The organism is Paenibacillus sp. NPDC058367 (assembly GCF_042723305.1).
Lineage (GTDB): Bacteria > Bacillota > Bacilli > Paenibacillales > Paenibacillaceae > Paenibacillus_AQ.
In genome coordinates this window covers 338928-352911 of record NZ_JBHXIZ010000002.1, presented here as the reverse complement: position 1 = coordinate 352911, position 13984 = coordinate 338928, and the positions used below count along the sequence as shown (strand labels likewise).

Here is a 13984-nt window from a genome sequence, read left to right as displayed (position 1 = left end):
GTTCTATCCTAGTTATTTAATAAAAGCGTTCGGATCAATAATAAGTGCGACTTGGCCATCTCCAAGTATCGTTGCGCCAGATATCCCTTGAATTTCAGGTAAATATTTACCCAGATTCTTGATAACAATCTCGTTCTGACCAATAAAATCCTGTACAGCCAAGGCCACAAGACGTTCTCCCTTACGTACAACTACGATCTCTGTCTCTTCTTCAGTACTCTCATCATAATCAGGCACCGAAAATAGACGACTAAGAGAGACTAGTGGAATATGAGAATTCCGGAACTCTAACATTTTGTTGCCATGAATCGTACGGATTTGAGTTTTCTTCACGATTCCAGTTTCCACAATAGAGGATAATGGAATGGCGTACTTCTCAGAGCCCAATCGAATAAGCATGGCCGCAATAATGGATAGCGTAAGTGGCAGCTGTACTGAGAAATTCGTTCCTTTACCTGGTGAAGAATAGATTGTTACATTACCACCCAGTGAAGAAATCTTAGCTTTAACAACATCCAGTCCTACGCCACGACCTGAGACATCAGAAATAACTTCTGCCGTGCTGAACCCTGGTGCAAATAGTAGTTGATAAGCTTCATCATCCGTCATATTTGCCGCCTGCTCTTGCGTGATCACGCCTTTTTTCACAGCAGACTTCAAAACCTTCTCTGGGTAAATACCTGTTCCATCTTCCTCAATTTCAATGAAGACATGATTTCCGCTGTGGAAAGCACGTAGATGAACTGTCCCAGTCTCTGGTTTACCAGCAGCAATACGATCAGCAATAGATTCAATACCGTGATCAACCGCATTACGCAATAAATGCACAAGTGGATCACCAATTTCATCAATTACCGTCCGGTCAAGCTCGGTTTCGGCACCCGTTACAATTAGATCTACTTTCTTATCCAGCGACTTAGCTAGATCACGAACCATACGCGGGAAACGGTTAAATACGGTATCTACTGGAACCATCCGAAGCTTCATCACAATATTCTGGAGATCTCCGCTTACTCTGCCCATATGCTCGACGGTTTCCGTAAGATCACCATTCTGAACCTCTGAAGCCAGCTGCTCTAAACGAACTCTGTCGATCAGAAGTTCACTAAATAGATTCATGAGCACGTCTAAGCGTTCGATATCTACGCGGATCGTACGTGAAGGCGCTCCTCCAGTTTTGGTTGCTCCCGGCTTATTACCTTCATCTTTGGTAGGCAACGGTTTAGATGCTACTGGAGCAGCAGGAGCTGTTTCCTCTATAGTGGCTGTTGCGGCAACCTCTGACACGGCAGCTGCCGATTCTTGACCAAGCATTTTCAAGGATTCTTGATCTAGTGCTACTGCTGTTACTTTATCAATTTCAGACAAATTCATAATCATTGCCTGAATCTGATCAGCGTTTTTTTGGGTTATGTAATAGAGTGAGAAGCTTTGGTCAAATTTCTCTTGTTCTATATCTTGAACAGATGGGAAGGATTTAACTACTTCACCCGAACGTTCGAGTAGATCAAACACCATGTATGCACGTACAGCCTTAAGTTGGCAATCCTTGCGGATCGTTACATCTACATACAATGCATGATGCCCTTCCTGAATCGATTGTTCTAGAACAGAAAATTGGAACTCATCTAAATGAATCGGAGTTTCAGCTGCTTGTGCATCAGACGTATTAGCAGCAGTGGCTGCTCCGCCTTCAACTGGAATCTCACCCCGGACGATAGCCTGCAGGGATGAGACAATGGCTGATACATCTGCTTTACCTTCGCCACCTCTAGTAATATCCTCAACCATAGACTCTAAGGCATCCAAACTTTTGAATAACGTATCAAAAATGAAATCCTGCATGCGCAGCTTGTTATTACGTACAAGATCTAACACATTCTCCATTTGGTGTGTAAGTGAAGCCAAATCTTCAAAGCCCATTGTCGCTGCCATACCTTTTAAAGTGTGCGCAGAGCGGAATATGACCTGTACGATACTAAGATCCTCAGGATTCGCTTCCAGCCCCATCATGCTCTCGTTCAATGACTGCAGATGATCATTCGACTCATCAATAAACATGGATAAATATTGGTTCATGTCCATAGTAGAGCACCTCCCCTTCGAGTTCGCTTTTCCGTTATTTAACGGCTTGCACTAGCCTTGGAGCAATTTCTTGCAAAGGCAGTACATATTTGACGCACTGCAATTCCACCGCAGATCGCGGCATCCCGTAAACGACACAGGTCTCTTCACTTTCAGCAAATGTTGAGGTAACCCCTGAGTCATAGAGAGATTTCATCATCCTAGCACCATCACTACCCATCCCTGTCATCAGCAACACGTGCCGCTCTAGAGATGTGAGTGGAAGCAATGATTCGAATAAAACATCCACTGAAGGTCGGTGGCCATTTCGCGCCTCCTCCTTCGTGAGTACAACTGCATATTGCCCTTTAGATGTTGGGGTAACCTGTAAATGATAGCCTCCAGGCGCAATGTAGGCTGCTCCTTTTCGTAATATCATCCCCTGCTCTGCTTCTAACACTTCTAGCGGACTGAATGTATTCAGACGCTGGGCTAGTGATTTCGTAAAGTTAGGCGGCATATGCTGCACAATGACAATAGGAGCTGGAAAATCCGCTGGAATTTTCTCCAGGAGTACCTTCAGTGCACGAGGTCCGCCTGTAGAACAACCGACAGCAACTAATTTGTGCAAATTCTTGCTACCAACCATTCGATCCGGAGAAAGTCCCGGAGGCTCAGAAGATACCTCCACTAAAGACTCTATCACCGGTTTGGGCGGAATGGGTTTATTCTCTACTTTAGTCTTTGGTTTAGACTTTTCAATTAACGGTGTTTTAGCAGAGATGATTGGTTTCGTTGCTTTTTTAGGGATAATACTATCTACTGGCTGTTTCCCCCGAGGTTTTCTCATTCCTTCATCTTTGAGAGAAGATTTAAGTGCTGCCTTGGATTTGTCCGGTAACAATCTCGGTGCAGTCGGCAGTAATGGCTCTAAAGGCGTGATTTCAGGTATCCTAAAAGCAGATGCTCGTGCTTCACGTTGCTCTCGAGCCAACATAGCTTCTTTCATTTGCTCTCTTAGGGATTCCCCTACGCCCGTTATATCCTGGGAATTTGATATTGAAGGTTTACGAATGAAATCAAAAGCGCCCCATTCCAGTGCGAGAATGGTTTCCTTCATGCCCTCTTCATTGATGCCTGACAGCATAATCACTGGCAGCGGATCTGACGCCATTATTATTTTCAGCGCTTCCAGGCCGTTCATCTCCGGCATTTCCACATCCATAGTAACTAGATCCGGCCGAAGTTTATTTATTTTCTCGATAGCCTCGCGACCATTTGTGGCTGTTGCCGTCACCTGAAAGTCAGCGTCATTTTCAATTAAATCGGAAATGATCTTGCGCATAAATGCAGAATCATCAACAACCAAAACTTTATATGGCTTCATATCATTTCCACCTCTGTTCCAGATTCAGAACAATTATTTACTTCGCTTTAACCATTTATGGATAAAGCCTTTAATGCCTTGAACTTTTGTTTCTTTTTTACCATCTATGGTCAAATAACTTAGGGCTAGCCGATGTATATCTTTTGCAGCAACACTGTTTGGAAAAGCCAATGAAAATGGCGTCTGCCTTTTGACAGCCTGCACTACATGGGCATCTGAGCTTATATGACCAAGATAGGAAACATCTAATTGCAAAAAACGACTGGCCGCCATACGGATCTTATCACTTGTCACTGATGCTTCTCTCTCATCACCCGCTTGATTCACGATCAGTTTAAAAGAAATATCCGGATATGTCCGATTCACAACCTTCATTAATGCGTAAGCGTCTGTTATAGCAGTTGGCTCTGGTGTTGTAACTACTAGGCAATCGTCCGCAGAGGTTATAAACTTCATCGTTTCCTTAGATAATCCAGCACCTGTATCGAACAAAATATAATCCATGCTGTCCGCAATAAGGGCTATCTGGGCTGTGAAATAATTAAGGTCCGATTCTGAAAGAGAAAATAACTCATCCATGCCCGATCCACCAGCTATAAAAGGAAGCCCGTTCGGTCCTAACTGAATAATCTGCTCAATATCCGCTTCTCTTTTTAACAGATGATATAGGTTATACTTCGCCGACACGCCCATTAACACGTCTATGTTAGCCATGCCAATATCTGCATCGAACAGCAATACTCTCTTTCCCATTGCTTTTAAAGTTAAAGCGAAATTAAGTGTAAAATTCGATTTCCCTACGCCACCTTTACCACTACAAACAGTAATGATACGGGCGGATGTTTCCCCTTTTTCAGCTAGTTTAGGCTCCTGACTGGATACAAGCTGTCTCAAGGATTGTGCCTGATCCATCATGATTCACCTGTTCCAAGAAGCATCTCACTAAGTTGTTCTTTGGAAGCCATCAATAAATCGTCAGGTACATTTTGACCATTGGTCATATAAGATAATGTGAGAGGGAAATCATTCAGGACGTTAAAGAGTGGTCCATAACTTCCCGTCTCATCTAGCTTGGTAAAAATAACTTTATCCAGCTTGTACCTGCCGAAATGCTCAGCAATCAATTTCATATCACGGCTTTTCGAAGTTAAGCTGAGTACAAGATAGGTCTCACTTCTTAATTCCTTCGCTAGCAAGCTTTGCAGTTCTGCTACAAGCATATCATTACGATAATTTCGTCCAGCTGTATCCATAATTACAAGATCACAACTCTCCAATCGAAAGAGTGCTCTTTGTAAATCTCCGGGAGATTGTACAACCTCTAGTGGAACATTCAGGATAGCTGCGTATGTACGCAACTGCTCCACAGCTGAAATTCGATACGTATCAGAGGTGATAAAACCAACCTTGCGTCCGTTTTTGAATAGCTGTTCAGCCGCAAGCTTGGCTATGGTAGTAGTTTTTCCTACTCCTGTGGGCCCTGCAATATATACGATTTGGGTATCAGGTGCAATTCCATCAGCGATTCTCCCTGACAGGAATCCATCGAGCTGTTCTTTTAAGGACTCCTGAAATTTCTCAGGTCCCCAAGTACGCCCTTCATCCGCCCAACGTTCGGAGATATTACTGATCCACTCCTCAACAAGTACAGTATCCATCTCCTGCTCAATCAAAAGATCTCTAAGCTGCTGGAGACTATCCGGTAATTCTCTTGCCCCTGAAGACTGCCTCGCGATTCGTTCCATCCAAAGCTTCATATCTCTAATTTCACGAAGAACATCATTCTCCAGCGCCGAGGCAACCTCTGGCGTTTGATCTAACCCTAAAGATTCATATAAGGCTGATACAGAGGTAGTTTCATCTGGATTGGATTCAAGCGATTTCTGATCAGGCTCTGGATGTTTGGTTATCGATTCTTTTACATCAATAGCTTCCGACAAGGCAGCGGCGATTTCCGCAAAGGACCGAGGCTCTTCCGGCTTTTCCAACGTTACAGTAGAAGCAGATGATGAAGATGAAGCTTTTTGGTAAGCTTGCGGGACAGCGCTGCGCGGAATGTTCATCGCAGGCTTCACAGGCTTTTCAGGAGCACTCTCCTTTTGAGCTTTTTCAACAGCCGCTACTACCTCTATTTTTTTCTTTTTAAACAATCCTAAAAATCCGCCAATCTTAATTTCTTTAGTACTTAAAATTACAGCCTCGCTTCCAAGCTCACTACGAATGGAATGCATGGCGTCAGGCATCGTATCGACCACATAACGCTTCACTCTCATAAATTCACCACTCCGACGCTTTGTATTTCAATGTTAGGCTCTAGTTCGCTATAAGACAGTACAGGAATATCCTGCATTGTCCGTTCAATCACCTGCCGCAAATACATACGAATGGTTGGTGATGTGAGTACAATGGGCTGTTGTCCTGACTGCAGCAGTCGATTGATCTGTTCACTTAACCGCTGATAGATCGTTTGAGTCGATGCTGGATCCAATGCCAGATAACTGCCCTGTTCAGATTGCTGCACACTCTCAGAAATTTTCTTCTCTAGGTTAGGTCCTACCGTAATAACTTTCAGAGTCTCTCCAACTTGCGAGAATTGCTGAGTAATCTGTCTGGACAAGGATTGACGAACATATTCGGTAAGAATATCAGGATCCTTGGTGTACGTCCCGTAATCCGCCAACGTCTCAAAAATAGTAACCAAATCCCTGATCGATATTTTCTCGCGCAGCAGCTTGGCAAGTACCTTTTGCACATCCCCAATCGCTAATACCGAAGGAATAAGATCATCAACAAGCACAGGATAATTGTCTCTTAGGTTATCCACCAACATCTTAGTTTCTTGTCGTCCTAACAACTCATGTCCATAACGCTTAATCAGCTCCGTCAAATGTGTTGCAACAACGGATGGCGGATCTACCACGGTATAACCTGACAATTCAGCCCGCTCTTTAACCGATTCGTCAATCCACAACGCTGGAAGTCCAAAGGATGGTTCAATGGTCTCAATACCGTTTATAGATTCATCATCATAGCCTGGACTCATGGCTAAGTAGTGATTAAGTAATAATTCACCGCCGCCGACAGTATTTCCTTTAATTTTTATGACATATTCATTCGGTTTTAGTTGAATATTGTCGCGAATGCGAATAACAGGCACTACAAGACCCATTTCAAGGGCACATTGCCGTCGAATCATGATGATACGATCTAGTAAATCTCCACCCTGACCTGTATCTGCCAAAGGTATAAGACCGTAGCCGAACTCGAATTCAATAGGATCTACAGAGAGTAAATTAATTACACTTTCCGGACTTCGTACCTCTTCAATCTGTTTCTCTTCAACAAGCTGCTCTTCGGCAATCTGTTTTCGATTTAAATTTTGTCCCATACTATAGGCTGCAAAAGCCAGCAAACCAGCTAGCGGGAGCGTAGTAATCATATGTATAGGTGTAAAGAGACCTAGAAAAGCAACAGTAACTGCAACAATATATAATAACTTTGGATAGGAGAGTAACTGACCTGTTAATTCTTCTGCCAGATTACCTTCCGATGAAGCTCTAGTAACGATAAGACCTGCTGCAGTCGAAATGAGCAAAGCAGGAATCTGGCTGACTAGACCATCCCCGATCGTCAATACGGAATAAGTAGATAACGCAGTGGAGAAATCCATTCCATGCACAACCATACCGATAATAAATCCACCAATAAGATTGATTAACAGAATAATGATACTCGCAATCGCGTCTCCTTTAACGAATTTACTCGCACCATCCATGGCTCCGAAAAAATCCGCTTCCCGTTCAACATTGCGGCGACGCTCACGTGCCTGTGTTTCATTAATCATGCCTGCGTTAAGATCGGCATCAATACTCATCTGCTTGCCGGGCATCGCATCCAAGGTAAATCTCGCCCCTACCTCAGCTACACGCTCTGAACCTTTAGTAATAACAATAAACTGAACCACTACCAAAATCAGAAACACGATAAATCCAACGGCAATTTGTCCACCGGCGATCCAGCTTCCGAAAGTAGATACCACGGAACCGGCATCAGCGTAAGTCAGGATCAATTTCGTTGTCGAAATGTTTAGTGACAGACGAAACAATGTCGTAACAAGCAATAATGAAGGAAAAATTGAAAATTCGAGCGCATTCTTCGTGTTCATAGCAACTAATATGATAATTAATGCTATAGAAATATTAATAACTAGCAAAACGTCCAAAAGCCAGGACGGGATAGGCAGAATCATCATAAGCACAATACCGATGATGCCTAGCAAAACTGTTAAATCTTTAGCTTTCAATGTCCTAACCCCCCGCCTTATTTCCTCTTACCTTTAAGTTTATATACATATGCCAGCACTTCAGCTACAGCCTGAAACAGATCATTTGGAACGACATCTCCAATTTCTGCTCTTTGGAATAATGCCCGTGCCAGCGGTTTGTTTTCCATAGTCACGACGCCATGTTCTTTAGCCAGCTCCCGTATACGAAGTGCTACATAATCCTGCCCTTTTGCAATAATCTGTGGCGCCTCCATTTTGGAACCATCATATTTTAGCGCAACAGCAAAGTGAGTTGGATTTGTAATAATTACATCCGCGTTAGGAACTTCCTGCATCATACGCTGCATGGCCATTCTGCGTTGGCGTTCCCTGATCTTACCTTTAATTAGAGGGTCACCCTCCATTTTTTTGTATTCATCCTTGATATCCTGCTTAGACATTTTCAGGCTTTTTTCGTGCTCGTACTTCTGATACATAAAATCTAGAAAAGCCATAATTAGCAGGGCAACCCCGATTTTCAAACCAAGACTCATCGTCAGCTTGGCCGCAAACTTAAAAATTCCCTCCGCACTGATATGCGACAGGGATGCAAAGTTCTTCTTTTCTCCCCATAATGTGCTATATACCAGATAAGAAATAATTAGAAGCTTAAATATTGATTTCAGGAATTCTACAAACGAACGCATAGAGAAAATATTTTTGAATCCTTTTATCGGATTAATCTTACTGAATTTAGGAGTAATCCCCTCTCCTGTAGCCATAAAGCCCACCTGCGCCAAGTTGGAAACAAGTGCCATAACAAACGTAATTCCAAGTAATGGAGCTAGCAAAATCAAGATTTGCAAGCCATACTGATTAAATAGCAGCGTTATATTCTCAGGCGTAACGTCCAGCATCATTCGATTCTGAAATACGTCCGTGTATAGCTTCATAAAACGCTCTTTCATAAAACCACCAAACATCATCAAGCTAACTACCGCAGCTAGCAATACAACCGCACCAGACAGCTCAGCACTTTTGGCTACTTGGCCTTTTTTACGAGCATCCTGCCGTTTCTTCGGGGTTGCTTTTTCCGTCTTTTCACCGGCGAAGAGTTGAAGATCTAGTCTATAACGCTTCGTCTTAGGCATAATACTCTCCCCTTACGGTCACCTACGGCTTCTTCCCCATGAGACCCAGTAAATTCTCCATGGATTCGAACATGATTTCGAAGAGATTCTGAAACAACACAGCCAGACCTGGCATCAGCACTAAAAGAAGTGCAATACCTATGATGATTTTTAGAGGAACCCCTATAACAAATACATTATATTGCGGAGCCGTTCTCGCTAAAAAAGCAAGACCAACATCGGTCAGAAACAGTGCAGTTACTAATGGAGCCGACATTTGAAAAGCTAATACAAACGACTGCGCAAATGTTCGGACCAGAAACTCTGACAAACTACCATCAACCATGCGTAGAAATAAATCATTATTCATAGGAATCCATTTATAGCTGTACACAATGGCATCTAGTAAATGGTGATGTCCATTCATACTCAAAAACATTAGCAGGGCTATCATATATTTGAAATTACCGAGAATAGGTGCTGACGTTCCTGTCATAGGATCAATGACGTTGGCAATACCGAAGCCAATCTGAATATCAATGAAAGAACCTGCTGTCTGAATCGCCATAAACATCAAATATCCAATGAAACCTAGCAATAAGCCTATTAATACTTCTCTCATAATCAGCAAAATATAACTAAAATCCTGCGGAATCGTAATCCCTGTTCCATTAGCACTAAAGACTACCAATGCTACAAAAAAAGATATGCCAATCTTAAAAGTTGTCGGTACCCCTTGAGAAGAAAATACAGGAACGACAACAAAAAAGGCTGTAATTCGACAAAAAATAAGCAAAAAGACGGGTAAACTTTGCAATAAGGTATCCATGTTCATTGGTTAACCAATATACATATAGAGACTGCCTAGAATTTGGCTAGTAAAGTCAATTAGCTTCGTGATGATCCACGGTCCAAATAGCAATAAAGCCAGCAGTACTGCGACGATTTTTGGAACAAACGCTAGCGTCTGTTCCTGAATCTGTGTCGTAGCTTGAAAGATACTGATTATTAGCCCTACCACCAGACCAAGAATCAGCATGGGAGCGCTGACTTCCAGCACTAAATATACGGCTTGGCTTGCTAGACCGATAATAAACTCCGTACTCAATCCTCATGCCTCCTCTTAAGGTCAGGTGTTAAAACTAAGAAGTAGTGATTTAATGACTAAGTACCAGCCGTCTACCAGTACAAAGAGCATAATTTTAAAAGGTAATGAAATCATGACCGGGGGAAGCATCATCATCCCCATGGCCATCAGCGTACTCGCCACAACAATATCAATAATCAGAAATGGAATGAAAATTAAGAAGCCCATTGTAAAAGCTTTTTTCAATTCTCCAATTGCGAAAGCTGGCACCATCACCGTCAGTGGAATATCACTGTATGTAGCCGGTTTAGCCGATCCCGTATAACCGGTATATTTCATAAATAACAAAAGGTCTTTGGAATTGGTCTGTTTAAACATAAACTCTTTCATCGGATCAGCAGCTTTATCAAAAGCCTCAGTCTGGGTAATCGTCCCCTTCATATACGGCTGTAATGCCGTTTCATTTACTTGCGCCAAAGTTGGCGACATAATGAACAGGGTCAGAAACAGAGCAAGCCCTACCAGCACCTGATTCGGAGGCATGGCCTGAGTACCAAGTGAGGTTCTAACAAAACCGAGCACGATTACAATTCTAGTAAAACTGGTCATAAGAACTAGAAACGCCGGAGCAATACTCAGAACCGTAACGAGAAGAAGAATTGATATGGAACTGGTACCACCGCTTGAACCATCTTCATTACCGACCTGAATATTAACATTAGGTATAGGATCAGCATGTATCGGCCGCATCATAACTATACTAATGAACCCGAACAGCAGAATAGCAAGAATTAGCTTCTTTTTCATAAATTCCTCGACTCATCCTTAGTAACATCATCCCGTAACAGCTCTTCCATTTTCTCTTTTCGCTCTGGTGCAGAACGAAGCTTGGATTGCAGTGTCTCGTAAAAAGATGATGTTTCACTAAGCTCGATTTCTTCTGATGGAACCTCCCCACGCAGCTTAACCTTAACCTTGGCAATAAGCGGTGCGAGAAAATTATTCTGGTTGGAGGACTGATCCTCAAATGCTGCAATGATCAAAGCCACCTCATCCGGATCAGTGACTTTATCCAAGATGGATATGTTCTCACCAATCCCGATTAAGTAAAGGCTGCTTCCCAGTTCAATAACCTGCATCGACTTGTTAGGTCCCAGCCCTACAGCACCAAGCGTTCGAATGGAGCGCCCGCTCATAAAGGTCTGATTACGACGTCCAAGAAAACGGATCAACAGCACAATAAGTACAATGATTACCGCAAGGACAATAATAACGTTAAGCAAATTCAGCAGGGTGTTATTGCTCCCGAGCGGTTCTGAATTGAGGGGCATGTCTTTTTCCTACACACCCAACGTTTTGTTGATAGCTTCGATAACTCGGTCAGCTTGGAAAGGCTTCACAATAAAGTCTTTTGCTCCTGCTTGAATAGCATCGATAACCATAGCCTGCTGGCCCATGGCTGAACACATGATGACCTTAGCAGCCGGATCTACCTTCTTGATTTCTTTCAGGGCGGCGATTCCGTCCATCTCAGGCATAGTTATATCCATCGTGATGAGGTCCGGACGCAGTTCTTTAAATTTCTCTATAGCTTGAGAACCGTCCTGAGCTTCGCCCACTACTTCAAATCCGTTTTTCGACAAAATGTCACGGATCATCATTCTCATAAATGCTGCATCGTCCACGATTAGAATTCGGTTAGCCATTTTTACAAAATCCTCCCTAAGTATGCTTATTGTAATTTCTGAATTCGGTCCCACTGGCTGACGATATCCGTAACGCGTACGCCGAAGTTTTCGTCGATAACTACGACTTCACCTTTGGCAATAAGCTTGTTGTTAACCAAAATATCTACAGGCTCACCGGCGAGCTTGTCCAGCTCAATGATCGAGCCTTGAGACATTTCTAAAATATCTTTAATCTGCTTCTGGGTCCTTCCTAATTCTACGGTTACTCTAAGCGGTATGTCCATCAATAAATTTAAATTGTTTTCATCAATATGACCAAAAGCTCCACCGTTAAGGTTAGCAAATTGTACAGGCTGTACATTTACATTGCGATTCGCTTCAGGACTAAGCGGTGGTGTCTGCCCATAAGGCATGCCTTGAGGCGGCATTCCGTAGGGTGGCATCCCTGGCATGCCATACGCCGGCATTCCCGCTGGAGGATAATAATATCCGCCTTCTGGCATCCCTGGATAACCAGGCATCCCCTGCGGCGGGTACGGCGGAGGTGTTTCTCCTACCGGCTGTGAAGGCGCCTGTTGCACTGGAGGAGCTACAGGAGGCGTCTCTTGAGCGGGCTTAGCAGGAGTCTCTGTCGACGTAACTGCAGCCTCCTGCGCTGCAGGGCTTACATCACCCAGAAGCATCGTTACCATATCCTTAGCAAACTGGACAGGCAAGAGCTGCATAATAGTAGAGTCTATTAAATCTCCTATCTTAAGTCGGAACGAAATTCGAATTAAGGTTTCGTCATTGGGTAAGCTGCCGACACCTTCACCGCTGGACATGTTCAGAATGTCGATACCCGGAGGTGAAATATTAACAAACCGATTGAAGATCGTAGACATTGATGTGGCAGAAGAACCCATCATCTGGTTCATTGCTTCCTGCACAGCACTAATGTGAATTTCATTCAATTCTTCATCTTTAGGTTCGCCTTCTCCACCAAGCATTAAATCTGCGATGACCTGTGCATCTCTAATCTTAATAACAAGAGAGTTAATACCCTGAAATCCATCTACATATTCCACGTGTACAGCTACATGTGGTTTAGGAAAAGCCACTTCAAATTCCCCGCGTGTAATGATGGAAACTTGAGGGGTTGTAATATCAACCTTTTTCCCTAGTAATGTGGAAAGAGCTGTCGCTGCACTACCAAACGTTATATTACCGATTTCACCCAAAGCATCCTGTTCAAACGGTGTTAAATAGTCATTTACCGTTTTCTCTGAAGGAGCCAATGAGCCTTCCGCAGATTGTCTCAGAAGGGCGTCGATTTCTTCTTGGGATAAATAATCTTTACTCGTCAAATTCTTCAACTCCTTCACTGACAATCTCGTCTATTTGCACGGCTACCCGGTCTTTCACCATTCCAGGACTTCCGATGAACTTAAGCTTCTCCCCTACCTTAATCGAGAGTCCAGAATCTACATTCCTGTTTAGTGAGATCACGTCACCGACGCTAAGCCCAAGAAACTCAGATATAGATAAGCTCGATTCTCCAAGTTCAGCGACAATCGGCAGTTTCGCCTTATGAACTCTAGCTTTAATAGCTTCAAGTTCATCTGCATCCCGCGTCTTCTTCTCTGTTACAAACCATTGGTGAACAGATAGTCTAGACATTATTGGTTCCAGAACGACGTGCGGTATGCACAGATTGATCATACCTGTTGTATCTCCTATTTTGGTGCTTAACGAGATCAATGCAATGGTCTCATTTGGCGATACAATTTGCATGAACTGTGGGTTCGTTTCGAGCGCTTCCATGCGCGGATGGATATCCAGCACAGTCTTCCAAGCCTCCTGCAAGCTCTCAAAACATCTGCTGAAGATACGCTCCATAATCGTTGTTTCGATTTCAGTTAAAGCATTAATCTTAGATGGCGCAGTCCCAAAACCGCCCAGCAATCTGTCCAGCATAGCGAAAGCGATGTTTGGATGAACTTCCATTACCATTCGACCTTCTAAAGGTTCGGCTTCAAAAATGTTCAGTATTGTCATTTTCGGAATGGAACGAATGAATTCATCATAAGGGAGCTGCTCTACTTGAACGACATTAATCTGCACAAAGGTGCGTAATTGGGCTGAAAAGTACGTTGTAAGATAGCGTGCGAAATTGTCATGAATCCTTGTAAGACTACGAATATGATCTTTAGAAAATCGAACAGCCCGTTTAAAGTCATAAGATCGGATCTTCTTCTGAGTTTCTTCCTTTTTAAGTTCATCGGCATCCATCTCACCTGAAGAAAGTGCAGCAAGTAGAGCATCTATTTCGTTTTGTGATAGTACATCAACCAATTCAATCACCCCCCTATCAAAGAATTATCA

The 13984-nt window shown here is 43.1% G+C and carries 13 protein-coding genes; all 13 read right to left on the bottom strand.

All coding sequences use genetic code 11. The features are described from left to right. Positions 1 to 12: 12 nt before the first annotated feature. Genes ACFWMP_RS12195 through fliM form a run of 13 tightly spaced genes read right to left on the bottom strand, consistent with a single transcriptional unit; the run spans position 13 to position 13954 of the window. On the bottom strand, positions 13 to 2085 hold the full coding sequence (locus ACFWMP_RS12195) for a chemotaxis protein CheW (protein ID WP_379423810.1): 2073 nt from the start codon (positions 2083 to 2085) through the stop codon (positions 13 to 15). Positions 2086 to 2119: 34 nt separating this feature from the next. Then, a complete protein-coding gene (locus ACFWMP_RS12190; protein WP_379423809.1) occupies positions 2120 to 3451 on the bottom strand; it encodes a protein-glutamate methylesterase/protein-glutamine glutaminase in 1332 nt (443 codons plus the stop codon). A 33-nt stretch (positions 3452 to 3484) separates the two neighbouring features. Beyond that, positions 3485 to 4366: a MinD/ParA family protein gene (locus ACFWMP_RS12185; RefSeq protein ID WP_042189436.1), complete on the bottom strand. Its 882-nt coding sequence runs from the start codon at positions 4364 to 4366 to the stop codon at positions 3485 to 3487. Then, complete coding sequence (flhF, locus tag ACFWMP_RS12180) at positions 4363 to 5724, bottom strand: flagellar biosynthesis GTPase FlhF (protein WP_339242120.1); 1362 nt, start codon at positions 5722 to 5724, stop codon at positions 4363 to 4365. Before flhF ends, ACFWMP_RS12185 begins: the two co-directional genes overlap by 4 nt. Continuing rightward, complete coding sequence (flhA, locus tag ACFWMP_RS12175; protein ID WP_042189438.1) at positions 5721 to 7754, bottom strand: flagellar biosynthesis protein FlhA; 2034 nt, start codon at positions 7752 to 7754, stop codon at positions 5721 to 5723. Before flhA ends, flhF begins: the two co-directional genes overlap by 4 nt. A gap of 17 nt (positions 7755 to 7771) precedes the next feature. Then, positions 7772 to 8866 carry a flagellar biosynthesis protein FlhB gene (gene flhB, locus ACFWMP_RS12170; RefSeq protein ID WP_042189439.1) on the bottom strand — a complete coding sequence of 365 codons (1095 nt, stop codon included), beginning with the start codon at positions 8864 to 8866 and terminating at the stop codon, positions 7772 to 7774. Positions 8867 to 8888: 22 nt separating this feature from the next. After that, positions 8889 to 9674 carry a flagellar biosynthetic protein FliR gene (gene fliR, locus ACFWMP_RS12165; protein ID WP_042194135.1) on the bottom strand — a complete coding sequence of 262 codons (786 nt, stop codon included), beginning with the start codon at positions 9672 to 9674 and terminating at the stop codon, positions 8889 to 8891. Between the two features lie 9 nt (positions 9675 to 9683). Then, positions 9684 to 9953, bottom strand: coding sequence for a flagellar biosynthesis protein FliQ (fliQ, locus tag ACFWMP_RS12160; protein WP_042189440.1), 270 nt, complete (start codon positions 9951 to 9953; stop codon positions 9684 to 9686). A 21-nt stretch (positions 9954 to 9974) separates the two neighbouring features. Continuing rightward, positions 9975 to 10739, bottom strand: coding sequence for a flagellar type III secretion system pore protein FliP (gene fliP, locus ACFWMP_RS12155; RefSeq protein ID WP_042189441.1), 765 nt, complete (start codon positions 10737 to 10739; stop codon positions 9975 to 9977). Next, positions 10736 to 11263 (bottom strand): flagellar biosynthetic protein FliO, encoded by a 528-nt coding sequence (locus ACFWMP_RS12150; RefSeq protein ID WP_042189442.1) that lies wholly within the window; start codon positions 11261 to 11263, stop codon positions 10736 to 10738. Before ACFWMP_RS12150 ends, fliP begins: the two co-directional genes overlap by 4 nt. A gap of 9 nt (positions 11264 to 11272) precedes the next feature. Then, positions 11273 to 11638, bottom strand: coding sequence for a response regulator (locus tag ACFWMP_RS12145; protein WP_036688523.1), 366 nt, complete (start codon positions 11636 to 11638; stop codon positions 11273 to 11275). 26 nt (positions 11639 to 11664) lie between these two features. After that, the gene (fliY, locus tag ACFWMP_RS12140; protein ID WP_042189443.1) at positions 11665 to 12966 is read right to left on the bottom strand and encodes a flagellar motor switch phosphatase FliY; all 1302 of its coding nucleotides are present in this window, start codon (positions 12964 to 12966) and stop codon (positions 11665 to 11667) included. Continuing rightward, entirely contained in the window at positions 12956 to 13954 is a 999-nt protein-coding gene (fliM, locus tag ACFWMP_RS12135; RefSeq protein WP_042189444.1) for a flagellar motor switch protein FliM, read from the bottom strand. The genes fliY and fliM overlap by 11 nt, the downstream gene beginning before the upstream one ends. Positions 13955 to 13984 lie beyond the last annotated feature (30 nt).